At 47.1% G+C, this 15721-nt stretch carries 12 protein-coding genes; all 12 read left to right on the plus strand.

What is annotated here, in order from left to right; translation table 11 throughout:
* Positions 1-5 precede the first annotated feature (5 nt).
* The 12 genes from AC0YN7_RS01070 to AC0YN7_RS01125 all read left to right on the plus strand — a co-directional run bounded on the left by AC0YN7_RS01070 (position 6) and on the right by AC0YN7_RS01125 (position 15715).
* The gene (locus AC0YN7_RS01070; RefSeq protein ID WP_475808092.1) at positions 6-929 is read left to right on the plus strand and encodes a carbohydrate ABC transporter permease; all 924 of its coding nucleotides are present in this window, start codon (positions 6-8) and stop codon (positions 927-929) included.
* A gap of 5 nt (positions 930-934) precedes the next feature.
* Positions 935-1810: a carbohydrate ABC transporter permease gene (locus AC0YN7_RS01075; RefSeq protein ID WP_475808093.1), complete on the plus strand. Its 876-nt coding sequence runs from the start codon at positions 935-937 to the stop codon at positions 1808-1810.
* 52 nt (positions 1811-1862) lie between these two features.
* The gene (locus AC0YN7_RS01080) at positions 1863-4013 is read left to right on the plus strand and encodes a YIP1 family protein (RefSeq protein ID WP_475808094.1); all 2151 of its coding nucleotides are present in this window, start codon (positions 1863-1865) and stop codon (positions 4011-4013) included.
* A gap of 15 nt (positions 4014-4028) precedes the next feature.
* Complete coding sequence (locus tag AC0YN7_RS01085) at positions 4029-6341, plus strand: DUF5696 domain-containing protein (RefSeq protein WP_475808095.1); 2313 nt, start codon at positions 4029-4031, stop codon at positions 6339-6341.
* Between the two features lie 5 nt (positions 6342-6346).
* Positions 6347-7225, plus strand: coding sequence for a carbohydrate ABC transporter permease (locus AC0YN7_RS01090; RefSeq protein WP_475808096.1), 879 nt, complete (start codon positions 6347-6349; stop codon positions 7223-7225).
* A gap of 6 nt (positions 7226-7231) precedes the next feature.
* A complete protein-coding gene (locus AC0YN7_RS01095; protein WP_475808097.1) occupies positions 7232-8230 on the plus strand; it encodes a carbohydrate ABC transporter permease in 999 nt (332 codons plus the stop codon).
* A gap of 126 nt (positions 8231-8356) precedes the next feature.
* On the plus strand, positions 8357-9727 hold the full coding sequence (locus AC0YN7_RS01100; RefSeq protein WP_475808098.1) for an ABC transporter substrate-binding protein: 1371 nt from the start codon (positions 8357-8359) through the stop codon (positions 9725-9727).
* A 75-nt stretch (positions 9728-9802) separates the two neighbouring features.
* Positions 9803-11941 carry a ligand-binding sensor domain-containing protein gene (locus tag AC0YN7_RS01105; protein WP_475808099.1) on the plus strand — a complete coding sequence of 713 codons (2139 nt, stop codon included), beginning with the start codon at positions 9803-9805 and terminating at the stop codon, positions 11939-11941.
* On the plus strand, positions 11938-12861 hold the full coding sequence (locus tag AC0YN7_RS01110; RefSeq protein WP_475808100.1) for a metallophosphoesterase family protein: 924 nt from the start codon (positions 11938-11940) through the stop codon (positions 12859-12861). Before AC0YN7_RS01105 ends, AC0YN7_RS01110 begins: the two co-directional genes overlap by 4 nt.
* Positions 12862-12899: 38 nt before the next feature.
* Entirely contained in the window at positions 12900-13934 is a 1035-nt protein-coding gene (locus tag AC0YN7_RS01115; RefSeq protein ID WP_475808101.1) for a metallophosphoesterase family protein, read from the plus strand.
* A gap of 82 nt (positions 13935-14016) precedes the next feature.
* Positions 14017-14916: a polysaccharide deacetylase family protein gene (locus tag AC0YN7_RS01120; RefSeq protein ID WP_475808102.1), complete on the plus strand. Its 900-nt coding sequence runs from the start codon at positions 14017-14019 to the stop codon at positions 14914-14916.
* 4 nt (positions 14917-14920) lie between these two features.
* Positions 14921-15715 (plus strand): endonuclease/exonuclease/phosphatase family protein, encoded by a 795-nt coding sequence (locus AC0YN7_RS01125; RefSeq protein ID WP_475808103.1) that lies wholly within the window; start codon positions 14921-14923, stop codon positions 15713-15715.
* The last annotated feature ends 6 nt before the right edge of the window (positions 15716-15721 follow it).

Here is a 15721-nt window from a genome sequence, read left to right on the forward strand (position 1 = left end):
TACAATTGAGTGAAATTGCCGTTCGTACCAAACAGCCAAGCATATGGAAGCGGATCTTCAGCCATCGTACCTCCTTTTTGTTTCTGTCACCGTTTTTCATCCTTTTTTTAATTTTTACGATTATTCCTGTAGCCGCTGCTCTCTACTTTAGCATGACGTACTACAACATCCTTGAATCTCCCCGTTGGATCGGACTGACAAACTATAGGAATTTGTTCCTTGAAGATGATATTTTCTTGAAGGCATTAGGCAATACTCTACTTTTTGCAATTGTGACCGGACCGATAGGATATTTCATGTCTTTCATTCTTGCATGGTTAATTAGTCAAATCCCCCAAAAATATCGCTTCCTATATACTCTCTGTTTTTACACACCGGCGATTACGAGCTCGGTTGCGATGTCCGTCGTATGGTTGTATTTATTTTCGGGTGATCGATACGGGATGATCAACTATTGGCTGATGAATTTTGGAATATTGAATGAGCCTTTTATCTGGCTTCAAAATGTGGACACTATTCTGCCGGTTATTATTATCGTATCGCTGTGGATGAGTATGGGAACAGGTTTTCTTGCCTTTCTCGCCGGACTTGCGAATGTCCCCAAGGATTTATATGAAGCGGGGGAAATCGATGGTGTTCGCTATCGATGGCAAGAGCTGTGGTATATTACACTGCCATCAATCAAGCCTATGTTATTGTTCGGAGCTGTATTAACCATTGTGAATTCGTTGCAGGTCGCTGAGATTACTGAACAGCTAGCGGGATTTCCCAGCACCTTATACGCTGGCCATATGATAATGAACCATCTGAAAGACTTTGCTTTCATTCGATTTGACTTAGGGTATGCCTCTGCCATCGCTGTCGTATTATTCCTCATGATGCTCGGACTAAATCGATTTATATTCAATATTCTCGGGGAAAAGGAGTGATTCGTATGTCTAGCCGCAGTTCTACTGTTTCCAGAAGACGTACGGATTGGAGCGGAATTTTCATTTATTCACTAATGTCCGCTTTCGCTTTGCTGATGCTTATGCCGCTGGTGTACCTGGCTTCAACGGCATTCAAGCCTTTGCCTGAACTATTCTTGTTCCCTCCGAGATTTTTTGTAATGAATCCTACCATGCAAAATTTTATAGATCTGTTCGCAGCGGCGGAATCGTCGATCGTTCCTTTCTCCAGGTATGTATTTAATAGTGTGATTGTCGCTTTGATCATAGTGACAGCTGGGGTGTTCATCAGCGCGTTGGCAGCGTACCCGCTTAGCAAGCATAAGACGATGCCATTTCGGGAACCGTTGTTCCGATTAGTCATTGTGGCGCTGATGTTTGCGCCACAAATAACTCAGATACCCCAATATATCGTCATGTCAAGAAGCGGTTTAATGGATACTTATTTTGCCCTTATACTACCACCGCTCGCCGCTCCGCTTGGATTGTTCTTAATGAAGCAATTTCTTGATGTGGTGCCGGATGCTTTGCTTGAAGCCGCGAGAATCGACGGGGCGGGGGAAGGAAGAACATTTCTCTGGATCGTTCTGCCGATGTTGAAGCCGGCTATTGCGACGATGACGCTGCTTACCTTTATCAGCGCCTGGAATGACTCCGGTGCGGCGATGTTATATACAACGACCGATCAGTTGAAGAACTTGCCCTATGTAATTAACACGATTAGCGGTGGAGCAGGGCAAGTAGCAAGGGTTGGCGCGGTGGCTGCTGCCAGCTTCTTGATGATCATTCCTACTCTTATTATGTTTATCGTGACGCAACGCAAAGTCATGGAGACGATGGCACATTCAGGAATTAAAGCATGAGATCATGCTTACGAAATGAGTTTTGCTACGCAAACTTCTGGGAGGCATTGCGATGAAATATACCCGATACATTGCGGTTGTGCTTGCTCTGCTCCTCGTGCTGCAAGGGTCGGCACCAATGGCTGCATATGCGTCGACCCCCTATGAGGGATATGTTTATAATCAAAAACAAAATACGGTTCCGTCTATTAACGGGTACGAATATGTAGATTCAATCGACGGTTCAATGGAAGAGTATGGCACCTTCAAAAATCCACAGGATCTGTTCGTAGCGGCTGACGATTCCATCTATATTGCGGACACAGACAATCATCGTATCGTTCATTTAAGTCCTGATCTCAAGCTGCTTCGAATTTACGGAGACAAGGATGGAGCAGGTAAGCTGAACGGTCCAAGAGGTGTGTATGCCGCAGAGGATGGAACCGTATACGTCGCTGATACGAATAACGAAAGAGTCACTGTATTTGCAGCTGATGGGAAGCTTGTTCGTGACTATAAGTCTCCTGATAGCAAACTAATGGACGCTAAGTTTCAATTTCTACCTGCAAAGATATCTCTAGATAAATTCGGACAAATGTTTATTGTCGTAGAAGGCTTGACCCAAGGACTGCTCCAGCTCAATACAGAAGGAAAATTTATGGGTTATTTTGGCGCCAATCACGTTCCATTCAGCTTCACTCGCATTATTACAAAGCTGATTGCATCGGAGGAACAACGAAAGCAGATGGCCCTGACACGTCCTCCTGCTTTCTCCGATCTGTTCAGGGACAATCAAGGATTCGTCTACACGACAACAGTCGGTATCGATAGGCAGCAGGTGAAACGATTGAGCGCGGTTGGTGTCGATGTATTAAACGCCCAAGAAGGTGCACAAGGCATATACGGAGATCTCCGCTTCCAAACGACTACCAAGCTTTCTACGGATGATGAATGGCGTGTAACCTCAGAGACGGTTATGCGGACTCCCGTCTTCGTCGGAGTGGCGGTTGATGATCGAGGATTTATAACAGCACTTGATCAGATGACAGGCAAAGCGTTTCAATATGATCAACTAGGTAATTTACTGTTTGTGTTCGGGGGGCTTGGAAACCAGCAGGGATTGATGATCACGCCATCCAGCATCGACATCGCTTCTGACGGTACCATTCTCATAGCTGATCAAACGAGGAACCGGATCGACCGCTATCGTGAAACGTACTTCGGCAGTCTGGTACATAAAGCCTCCGTCCTTTACTCGGAAGGACGTTATGAGGAAGCTCAGGAGCCGTGGATGGAAGTGCTCAGTTTGAATAGCAACTATATGCTTGCCTATACAGCCATTGGCAAGTCCTTGCATAAGCAGGAGAAATATAAGGAAGCCACAAAATATTTGCATACTGCGAGAGCATACAACGAGTACTCCATGTCCTTTCTGGAGCTGAGAAAAGGCTTTATACGCGAGCATTTTGTATGGTTTGTTCTCGGTGTTATCTTGTTAGCTATTCTTTTGAAAATTTTGCTCGATCGACTCCGCCTGAGGAAGAGAAAGCTTCAACAAAATTACTATAAGGCTAGCTTGGAAGAAACAGAGGTTAAGCGAAGGCCGGTTATGGACTTCTTCCATAATGTGGGTCAAGTATTGATTCATCCGATTGATTTTTTTCATAATTTGCAGGAGCCGGGACGAGCCAGAAAACGAGATGCATTCATTATTATAGCCGCGGTCATTATATGCCGAATGCTGAGCTTGTCGATTTCGAGCTTTTTGTTTCAGCGACGGGAAGCTTATGAGATCTCGTTTCTAACTGAGGGGCTATCGATTATCATCCTTTGGTTGACTTGGTCTGTGGCGAATTGGGCGATCAGTACGCTTCAGGATGGGGAAGGAAAGTTTAAAGAGGTGTTGGTTGGCAGTGCCTACGCGCTAATGCCTTTCGTAATCTTATCGGTTCCTATCGCTTTCCTCAGCAGGTTTCTGTCCTTGCAGGAAATGTCGGTCTACTTATTTCTCACAGGCTTCATGTCTGTGTGGGTCGCATTTCTATTTATTATGAAGGTTAAAATTTTGCATGACTTTACGCTTTATAAATTAATAATCATCCTTATTCTATCGATAGTTAGTATGTTAATTATGTGGTTTATCGTCATTCTGATCTACGGACTCATGTATCAAGCTTATCAATTTGTACTGAACATCACTCAAGAGCTGAGCTTCAGATTCTAGAAAGGAGTGAAGAGCATGCTAAGAAGGTTCATCAAGATTGGCATACATGTCTTGTTGCTCGGCTCTTTGCTGGCTATGGCTGTCGGTTACGACATTTATTATAAGGCAAGGGATGAAGAAAATCGATTGCAGAAAGCAGCGGGAAATACAGAAACATTCCGTAATGTATGCGTAGAAAATAACGACACTGGATCTCTTCAATTAACCGGACTTGATGGAGCATCAGCTGCAGCAATTCGCCAGGTGGCCAGTAATGAAAAGTTCAGCTTGGTTTACGATGAGAAGACGAGCGCCATAACGATTGAAAATAGGAATACTGGTGAGCAGTGGTCGAGCTTTCCGAAGCTGCCGGAGGGAGCTGCGCCTGCACAGCAAGCTTTGGTCCAGAAGCAGGTGCAGATTCGCTATTCGTCAGGGTCGGAGGCGGTACTATCCGATTTGATTAAGGAAGTAGGAACGATTACGCCTTCTCTAATTGATGACGGTCTAAAGGTTTCTTACGAATTGAAATCATTAGGTATTAACTTTGCTTTGGAGTATCGACTATCTACTGAAGGATTAGAGGTTAATATTCCTGAATCATCCATTGCGGAATGGGCCAAATGCAAGCTAGTTAGTATCGAACCTATGCCTTACTTCAACGCAGGCAGCTCTGATGAAGAAGGGTATATCGTAATTCCGGATGGATCTGGTGCATTGATTGAATTTCAAAAAAATCATTTGCAATTTTTCGACCGATATTATCAATCCGTTTATGGTGTAGACCCGGCATTCGCATCAAATATAAAGTCGACGGTTATGCAAGAAGAGTTTGAGGATATATATCCCTACGCAAAAGAGAAGGTCGCTCTTCCGATCGTAGGCATCCATCGTGAAAATCAAGGCTTCCTGGCTATTATCACGGCCGGCGACCATGATGCGAATATTATCGCGTCTCCGTCAGGATTTCAGAATGTTCCATTATACAGGGCTTCCGTTGAGTTCAAATATCGGAGCAGCGACATGATCTTCATTGGTGACTCGGGAATTATTCCAGTCTTGCAAGGGGCAAGGCTAATCGGTGATCGAACAGTTCGTTATGTGCTTCTAGAAGGAGAAGAAAGTAAATATGTGGGTATGGCAGGCGTTTATCGCAATTATTTGATGAATGAGCAGGGTGTTACGGAAGTGGTTCAGAAGGAAAGTCCGCTCCGTATTCAGCTAGTGGGCGGCGTGATAAGAGATGAAATTATTGGCAGCAGTTATTTGGCCATGACCACGTTCAAGCAGGCTCGGGAAATTATCGATCGTTTCTCCGCAGCGGGAGTTCAGCAGTTGGAGCTCGTCATTGAGGGCTGGTCTGATGGAGGGGTATTTGGCAAGCAGCCTGTCCATTTCCCGGTGGCGAAAGGTCTAGGGGGAACAACGGAGCTTAAGAAACTGATCGAGTATGCGCAATCCAAACATGTTCAGCTTTATCTGGATGCGAATTATGTGAAGCCTTTCGTACCTAGCGGCTCCTATAATGCTTCGAAAGAGGCGATTCATGGCATGACGCGTCAGCCCGTCAAATACTACGAACAGGATCCTGCAACCATGCAAGTGAAAGAAGGGACATCATTCCATCTATTGAATCCTGATAAAGCTGTGAACAAATATTTGAAGGCTGAGTTGAATCAATTCAAGAAATTAAAGGTGGATGGACTGCATCTCAGTTATATGGGAGAGGAGCTTTACTCCGATTTGAGAACATCCTCGCCAATATATCGCGAAGATACAATTGCGAGTTGGCGCGAGGCTATGGAGGCAGTACGCACAAAAGTGGGGCAGGTCAGTGTTGACTATGGGCTAGCCTACACATTCGGGTATGTGGATCGAATCGTCAATGCACCAATGGATTCCAGTCATTTTATATATGAAGGCTCTACAATACCATTCTATCAGATCGCACTGCGAGGACTCGTTCCTTATTACGGAGAAGCGGGCAATCTTGGAGTAAATCCGCAAAATGAGATGCTTCGAATGCTGGAATATGGGGCACTCCCGTACTACCAACTGACCTATAAGCATTCTTCTAATCTGCAGCGAACCCCGCTTGATGGGCTGCTCAGCTCCGATGTTCATGATTGGCTTCAGCCAGCAGCAGAACTGTATAGCCAAGCAGAAGTTGTATTGAACCAAGTAGCGGGTAAGGCAATCATAAATCATGAACAGCTAGAAAAAGGCTTGTATCGGACAACATTTGAGAATGATGTCAGTATTATTGTGAACTATGGTACAGAAGCACAGACGGTTGAGAGTACAAGGATAGAAGCTGGCAGCTTTGCTTGGTCAGGGAAAGGAGAGTAACGACGATGAAGAACCGTTTAGGTATGTCGCTAAGCCGAAAGAGAACGCTGGAAGGCTATGCATTCGTATTGCCTTGGGTCATTGGATTCGCGCTTTTTATGGCGTATCCGCTCGTCGAATCCATTATCTATTCGTTTCAGGATTTGAAATTGTCGTCAGGGCAATTGGCGGCAACACCTGCAGGATGGAAGCATTACCGCAGTGCTTTCACGGTTGATCTGGAGATGGTACCGATCTTGCGCGGAACTCTGGTCTCAATGGCAGTTCAGACACCGCTTATTTTGATCTTTGCCATGTTCTGCGCGCTGCTCTTGAACCGTCCCGCGAAAGGCAAAACGGTGTTCCGTGGAATATTCTTCCTCCCGGTAATTGTTGCTTCTGGAGAAGCTCTGACCACTTTACTGAAGCAAGGGGCTGCGACGCTGCCGATCTTTCGGCAAGCAGGTTTGAAAGAAACGTTAGCGGATTTTATCCCCATTCAATTATTGAATCCGCTGCTCGCAATGATGGATACGTTATCACTTGTCATGTGGGGAGCCGGTGTCCCGATTCTTATTCTGCTTGCTGGGCTGCAGACGGTATCACCTTCTCTATACGAAGCAGCGAAGTGTGATGGAGCTACCGCCTGGGAGAGCTTCTGGAAGATTACTTTTCCCATGCTGATGCCTATGCTGCTCGTAAGTACATTGTTTGTTATTGTAGATTCCTTTACTAACGCATCCAACAGCATGATGGGATTTATATATGATCAGATCTTCATTAAATTAAGCTTTGGCTACGCGGCTGCATTAGGCTGGATCTATTCGACTATGATTTTGTTCGTAATCGCCATCGTGTTCTTCATGTACCGCAATACGAGCGCTTTGTCGCAAGAGGGGAGGTAAAACAGTATGAAGGGAGTGACCGTGACCAAACTGTTGTCCCCCAGATCGCAGGACACAGAGCTTACATTGCCTACTATCAAACAGAAGGTAAAAACAGTTTTACTTCGTTTAAGCAAAATAATAAGTCCGCTTCTGCATTACATTATCGTCTTAAGTCTTTCATTCGTTTTTGTGTATCCAGTCATGTTCTTGATCAGTCAATCTCTTATGTCACCAGAGGACATCCTGGATGGCACCGTGCAATGGATTCCAAAAAATTTCAGCATGAAAAATTTCACTTTTGCTTTTGAGAGGATGAATTACTTACAAACATTCTCCAACAGCGTATTCGTTTCTGTTGGTGGTGCACTATTCCAATTAATTGGCTGCTCCATCGCCGGATATGGCTTTGCGCGATATCGTTTCCCAGGCTATTCGTTATTGATGGTTTTGCTGCTGCTTACATTCCTTGTTCCGCCGCAGACGATTGTCGTACCCTTGTACTTGTTTTTTGGAGCTAAACTCGGTTGGTTGAATACGTATTATCCGATTCTTGTTCCAAACTTGTTCGGTCACGGGCTGCGTGGTGCTTTGTTTGTACTTGTATTCATGCAGTTTTTCCGTGGTTTGCCTCATCAGATGGAAGAGGCAGCTAGAATCGACGGAGCCGGAGCGTTTCGTACATTTATATCCATTATGCTGCCTATGGCGAAGCCTGCTGTGCTGGTTGTTTTATTGTTCTCAATCGTATGGCATTGGAACGATTCCTATTTCCCTAATTTATATGTGAACAATGCAAGTATGCATACGCTGAATCAATCTCTCTCTACTTTTCAAGCTGAAAATATTGGTGCCCAGGATGAAAAGTTGGAAGATACGAAAGAAAACATCGGTCAGCTCCCTACCAATTTTGAGAAAAGGATGGCCGCTGCGCTCCTGACCATTCTGCCCATTTTGCTCTTGTATTTATATACGCAGAAGCATTTTGTTGAAGGTGTAGAGCGGTCAGGCATTGCAGGGGAGTAAATTTCGATTAGGGGGAATGCCGGGCGTCGCAAAGCGATAGTAAAGGAGAAAGTTCAACAAAAGAATGATTTATAACAGTGATTCAATTCATGTATTGCCAAAAACAATAGAAGGTGGGCGAGGGAATTGAGTAAACATGTGAAAATTTCTTTGATGATCATGCTCGTATTCAGTATGTTGGTCGCGTGCAGCAATGGAAATAACAACCCAAGCAAAAATGCAAACAAAGGAAATTCGAATCCAGCTACAAATGCAGCTACAAATTCAGGGACGAAGACTGACCCGGAACCGTCGGCAGAGACGAAAGAGCTTTCGGGAACGATTGATGTGTGGGGCGGCAATTCAGATATAAGCAAAGCGTTTATGGAAAAATATCCTAATGTTACAGTAACCGCTAATGAGCCGGATGATCACGAGGATGCAGCACTCGTTGCGATGGCTGCGGGGACAGGAGCGCCAGATGTGCTCTCGCTCTCGCAAGCACATTATTGGAAGTTCAGAGCGGTAGACGGATTGGAGAATTTGCTGGACGCACCTTATAATGCTGGCGATATGCAAGGCGATTTCCTCGAGGTTGCATGGAATCAAGCCATTTCCATGGATGGAAAATCAATGATTGGCTTGCCAATCACCTATGTGCCGTACGCAATGGCCTACCGCTACGATATTTTCGAGCAAAATGGATTGCCAAGCGATCCTAAAGAGGTAGCTGCGCTGTTTGCCGACCCTGAAAAGTTTTTTGAAGCTGCTATCCAGCTAAAAAACCAAGGCCTGTATTTATTTAGATCCTACGACGAAGTGGTCAACCTTTCTCTGCCGGATACCAACTTTTTTGATAATGAATTGAACTATATCCGCACCGGAGATGCCTATGTGAAAAGCTTGGATTATTTGAAGAGAGCCGCTCAACTGGATCTTGTTTTAGATGCATCCAGCGATGAGATCAAAGCAGCGATGAACAATGGAACAATGATCACTTACTTTAATACATTGGGTTCGTTCGATAGCGTGTATCAGCAGGATGGCAGCAGAGCGGGACAATATGGTAAGTGGAAGCTGGCGGAAATTCCGTTTGGCTATCCAAAAGGCTGGGGCATGGATATCTACTCCATTCCATCGCAAAGTAAAAATAAGGAACTAGCTTATGAATATATTAAATTTGCAGCAACTTCCCCAGAAGCAGCAGAGCTCTTTTATAAAAATATAGACCTTCCCGCGTTTAAACCATCTTGGGAGCTGCCATCCATTGCGGAGATGAAAATTCCAGGGCTCGACAATCAAAATGGCGTGGAATTTGGTATTGAATATGTACAAAAAACAGTGATGTCGCCGCGTACTCCGTTGTACGAAGAAGCTGACGACATCTTCTCAGAAGTGATTGAAGAAATGTTATCCACCAATCAGGATTCACGTGCAGCGTTGACACAGATCTCCGAAAGAATTGAACGGGAGCTGGCAAATCGGAAGAGCGAAATTTTAGCTGAGATTGGGAAATAACGCATTCAAATGTCAAAGCCGGGCAGAGAGTACTACTTTCTGTCCGGTATTTTCTAAACGAGGGGATGAATGTGAGTGAGGCAGGCAAAGATGACTTTGCGGCTAGGGAAGTTTCCGCAATATGAACGTACGTTTCATACGGTTCAGCAAGGATTGCCATCAGATAATGTGACGGGAATCGCTCTCGCGGCAGACACGGTATGGGCAGGCACGGAGCAGGGCTTGGCATGTCTTGACGGGGACCGCTGGGTGGCTGTTGATGATAAAGGAGCGGATAATCCTCCCGCTATGCCGATTCGTTCATTGTATACGGATCGACAAGGGACATTGTGGGTGTCAGCAGGCGACGGACTGTACGGGCTGAAGCGCGGTGAGTGGAGGAAGGCGACTCTGGAAGCGAAGATTGTGGCTCTGGCAGATGATTTGGACGGCAAGCTGTGGGCAGCGTCGGACGATGCGCTCTATTGCTTAGCAGATGGTGTGTGGGGGACAATCGCATATTTCAAAAAATCGGAGCAAGTGCGTCATATCGTCTCACTTGGCGGCGGGCACGTATACGCATCAACGGATTCGGGATTGCTCGCGTTATTTGGCAAAAGGCCGCATTGGTTCCGTATACGTGCTGGGGACGGAGGAATCGTCAGCAACGACTTGCGCGGAATGGCAGTAGACCGTTGGGGTCATCTGTGGATCGGCACCGACAAAGGGATATGCATTCATGATGACGCGAACTTATTTTATGTATTGAACGGCTCCAAAGGCATCGCATGCGAAGATATTCGGACCATCACGTTTGGAGAGGACGGCTCACGCTGGTTCGGTACTCCACACGGAGCGATTCGACTTCAGGACGGGCAAACTACTTATTTTGCCTCCAAGAGATATATGCCGAACAATGACGTGCGGGCGATCGCGATTGAATCAAACGGCACTGCTTGGTTCGCTACGGCTGAAGGAATAAGCCAGCTTTCCATTCGAATGATGACACTAGAGGAGAAGGCCGATCATTTCGACCGGATGGTGGAGCGTTACGAAACCCGATTCGATTTTGTCACTCGCCGCGCATTGACGGTTGAGGGCGATATCGAGAGCGGGAACGTCCGCATATCCGATAATGATGGTCTGTGGACGTCTGATTACGCCGCGGCACAAAGCTATCGCTACGCAGTTACTGGTGATGAGCGGGCAAGGGACAAAGCAAATCGTTCGATTCATGCGTTGATGAAGCTGCTGGAGGTTACCGGTCGTCCTGGCTTTTTCGCACGCTCGGTTCGCCACAAAGCGGAGGCTCAGTTCGGCCTGCATAAAGTTAATCCGGAGTGGAGACTTTCTTCGGACGGTGAATGGGAGTGGAAGGGGGATACATCGAGCGACGAGCTGACCGGACATTTATATGCCTATGCCGTTTATTATGATTTGGTGGCGTCCGAAGGGGATAAGCCGCTGGTCCGCACAGCAGTTCGCGAGATTATGGACCATGTGATCGAGCATAATTTTTGCTTGACCGACATCGACGGTTCTCCGACGACATGGGCGATCTGGACACCAGACAAATTGAACGGAGATGCGAAATGGCTTGATCAGCGGGGGATCAATTCCTTGCAGCTACTGTCTTTTCTGAAAACGGCAGTTCATATTACTGGCGATGAGAAGTATGAACGCATTTACCGAGACTTCATCACTCGTCACCACTATGCTATGAATACTTTGGAACAGAAACGGACGTATCTCGGTGAAGCATCGAGCATTGATGACAATCTCGGTTTCCATGTCTATGTACCGCTGTTAATGTATGAAACGGATCCTGATTTGCGCGCTCTATATTTAATGAGCCTGGAGCATCATTGGCAGTTCGAGCGTCGGGAGCATAGTCCATTCTGGAATTCGGTATACGGAGCATTGACAGGAAGAGCTTGTGATATAGAGCAAGCCGTACAAACGCTGGCCGCAATGCCGCTTGATTTCATACACTGGAAGGTTGTCAATAGCCATCGAGCGGACGTGAAAATGAATGAGGAGCTGGTGAAGCAAGGCTACCTTCTGTTGTCGGAGCCGCTGAAGTACGAGGAGAGACCGGTTCATCGCTGGGATAAGACGCCATACATATGCGACAGCGGGAATGGATACTTGCTTGAGGACGGCACCGTATATTTGCATCCATATTGGCTCGCGAGATATTGGAAATTAATCGAAGAAGCGGAGCATAGTGTATGAATTTGAAATATCGTGACGACGGCATGTTTACGATTGTGCAATTCGCCGACGTACACAACGGCGGAGGCACGCCGGAAGACTTGCTTTCGTTTGCCTTAATTAAGGATGTTTTGCAGAGGGAAGCACCGGATTTGGTCGTTTTTACCGGAGACCAAATTCGCCGGGGGCCCGATCCGGAGCTCCAATTCCGTCAAGTAATGTCGCTTGCAGAGCAGGCAGGTGTCCCTTATGCGTTCGTATTCGGCAATCACGATTCACGCGGCAACATTACCCGTCAAGAGCTGATGGCTATGGAGACTGCAAGGCCGCTTTGCTTATCGGTGGCCGGTCCGGAGGATGTAAGCGGAACGGGTAACTACACGTTGACTATTTCCGGTTCACGCTCTTCCAGCGTCGAGACGGTACTATATTTGTTCGATAGTGATTGCAACGCCCCAGAGGGGATAGGAGAAGAGAAACGGAAAGAATGGATCGATCCGGATAAGAAGGCATGGTATATTCAGCAATCTGCGGCGTTTGAAGAGAAGAATGGCGGTGTGATACCTGCGCTCGCCTTCTTCCATATCCCATTACCGGAGTACGAGGAAGTGTGGAATACTCGTCCGTGCTGTGGCAATCGGTTAACCGAGGTGCGCTGTCCGCCGTTCAATACGGGATTATTTGCGGCAATGGCGGAGCGGGGTGATGTGATGGGCACCTTCGTCGGTCATGATCATTCCAATGATTATTGCGGAGAGCTGGCAGGGATTCGGCTATGCTACGGACGGGTTAGCGGCTTTAACAGTTCCTCTATAGCTGGATACCAGCGCGGGGCACGGATGATTCGGCTGCGCGAGGGCAAGCGCGGCTTCGACACTTGGCTTCGCTTAGATGACGGAACGGTAGTTGACCAGCAGCATGGGCTAGGGCCAAATAGGTAACTAAGACGATCATGAATGCATGGGAGGTTAAAGTGAATATGGGAACGAAGCCAATACTCCGTTTTCGCGAAGACGGAACATTCAAGATTGTGCAAATTGCTGACTTGCATGTGGAGCAAGAAGGACAGGAGGATGCTCGCACATTTGCCGGAATCGAAGCCGTGCTTGAGGCGGAACGGCCGGACCTCGTCGTGTTTACCGGCGATGCGGTGAAAGGCAATCGCTGTGCAGACCCGCTGAATCGCCTGCAGGATGTACTTGGACTGTCAGAGAAGTATGCTATTCCTTATGCTTTCGCGTTCGGCAATCATGATTCGGAGAATGATGTTTATACGCGCGGCGAAATGATGGAAGCTCTGTCGCAACGTGATTTATGTTTGGCTGAAGCTGGACCGGATGAAGTGACGGGAGTGGGCAACTACGTGATGACCGTGGCAGGCTCGGCAAGTCCGGAGGCAAAGGCGGCTATTTATGTATTGGATACGGGCTGCGCAGCACCCAGAGAAATTATAAAAAGTTATGCGTGGATCGAGCGCGATCAAATTGAGTGGTACATTCGGGAATCGAAGACGCTGGCTGGAAGGAATGAAGGGCCGCTGCCTGCATTGGCCTTTTTCCATATTCCGCTTCCGGAGTATAACGATGTCTGGGATTTTCATTTGTGCCGAGGCGGTAAAAATGAAAATGTAGGCTGTCCCCGCCTTAATACAGGTATGTTCGCGGCCATGAAACAGATGGGCGACATTATGGGCACGTTCGTCGGTCATGATCATACAAACGACTATGGCGGCGATTTGTATGGTATACAGCTTTATTACGGGAGAGCAGGAGGCTTCAATACAGTTGGCGAGCAAGAATACGCTCGTGGTGCGAGAGTGATCCAGCTGCGAGAGGGTGAACGCGGATTTGACACGTGGCTTCGAATGGCGGACGGCTCTGTCGTGAGTGAACAACCGGAGCATGCGGCGGAAGGCCGCAAGCCGCCTGTTCCGCGGCCGCCATCGGAAGCGCCAACGTCAACGCATACATCAACGCAAACGTCAACGCCAACGCAGGCGGTCCAAGCAACCTGAGTTACTTGCTAGCCCATACAAAGCTCAACCGTTAAGCATGCGAGACTCTACAGACAGGTTCGGTTGAAGGAGGTTCATGCTCATGCTCAAGAAATTAGGCTACAAGGAAACGGATCGGCTGTTGATCGTTAACGCAGATGATTTCGGCATGTGCCATTCAGCCAATGAAGGGATCATCGCTTTGCTTCATGAAGGGGTGATATCGTCGGCTACGCTGATGACTCCTTGTCCTTGGGCCGCGGAAGCTGCAAAGTCGGCTGTCGACAACCCACACTTCGACATAGGCATTCATCTGACGTTAACAAGCGAGTGGAAGAATTACAAGTGGGGACCGGTTACGAGAAATGCCATCGTGGATACGCTAATTGCCGATACAGGCTATTTTCCAGCTAAATGCTTCGAAGTGGAAGAAAGGGCAAGTTCGGATCAAGTGAAGACGGAGCTGCGCAATCAAGTACTGCTGGGTTATAAGCTTGGAGTCGATCCGACGCATTTGGACAATCATATGGGCAGCATCTATGGGATAACGAGAGGGCGGGATTTTCTACAGGAAGCAATTGACTTATGCGTGGAATTCCGACTTCCTCTTCGTATGCCGCGCTATATCGGCGGTCAAGGCGTCAAAATGTCCACGGCCATGAAGGCAACCTATCAGGAACGGGTGAACTGCGCGGACAGTAAAGGAATTGTACTCATTGATCATTTGCTCGGGCTGCGCTACTCCTTAGAACAGGGTGAAACGTATCATTCCTTCAAACAAAAAATGTTCAATTTATTTGATCAGATGAAGCCTGGCATCTCTGAAGTGATCATTCATCCCTTTAAGGCTTCGGATGAGCTGAGGGCTGTAACGAATCAATGGGAGAAGAGACAGATGGAATTCGAGCTGTTTCGCGATGAAGAGGTAAAGAAGTTTTTGCGTGAGCAAAATATTCATATGATCAATTGGAGATTGCTGCGTCAATATCAGCGAGGGGGATAAATGGATGGAGCTTTCTGTCATGACATTTAATCTGCGCTTCCAAACTTCATATGATGAAGATAACGCGTGGTCCTTCCGCAAAGATCATGCGGCGGATATGTTGAAAAGATATCGTCCAACTGTGGCGGGCACACAAGAAGGCTTGTATGAAATGATGACCGATCTGCAGGATCGGCTGCCGGAGTATGCTTGGATCGGGGAAGGCAGGAAAGGCGGGACTGCCAGTGAGTACAATGCGATATTTTATCGGAAGAATGAACTCGACGTTGTGGAGTGGGGACAGTTCTGGCTGTCCGAGCAGCCAGTAGGACCCTATGAGAAAAGCTGGGGCGCAACACATAATCGGATTTGCACATGGGCTCATTTTATGTTTAAAGGTGAGCCTGATTATGAGTTTTTTCATTATAATACCCATTTGGATAACAGCAGCCAATTGGCTAGGGAGCATGGGATTCGTATGATTTGGACACGACTCTCGGAGCATCATATACGGACAGGGTTACCAGCAGTATTAACAGGTGATATGAATGCTGAGCCGGGAAATTCGGTGATCGACTTTCTTCGCGGCGCACCTGACGATAATGGGACGATATGCGACCTTAAGGACGCCTACTCTGTCATGCAGTCTCCACCCGGCCTGTCGCGTCATGATTTCCACGGCGGCTCGGATGGACACCCAATCGATTATATTTTTGTTAGTCCAGAGATTCACGTGGATGATGTAGCGATCATCCGTGACCAACAAGGCGGCAAATATCCGTCTGACCATTACCCTGTGCAAGCAAAGTTATTCCTTTAGGAGGAT

This window comes from Paenibacillus sp. J31R122, from assembly GCF_056269185.1.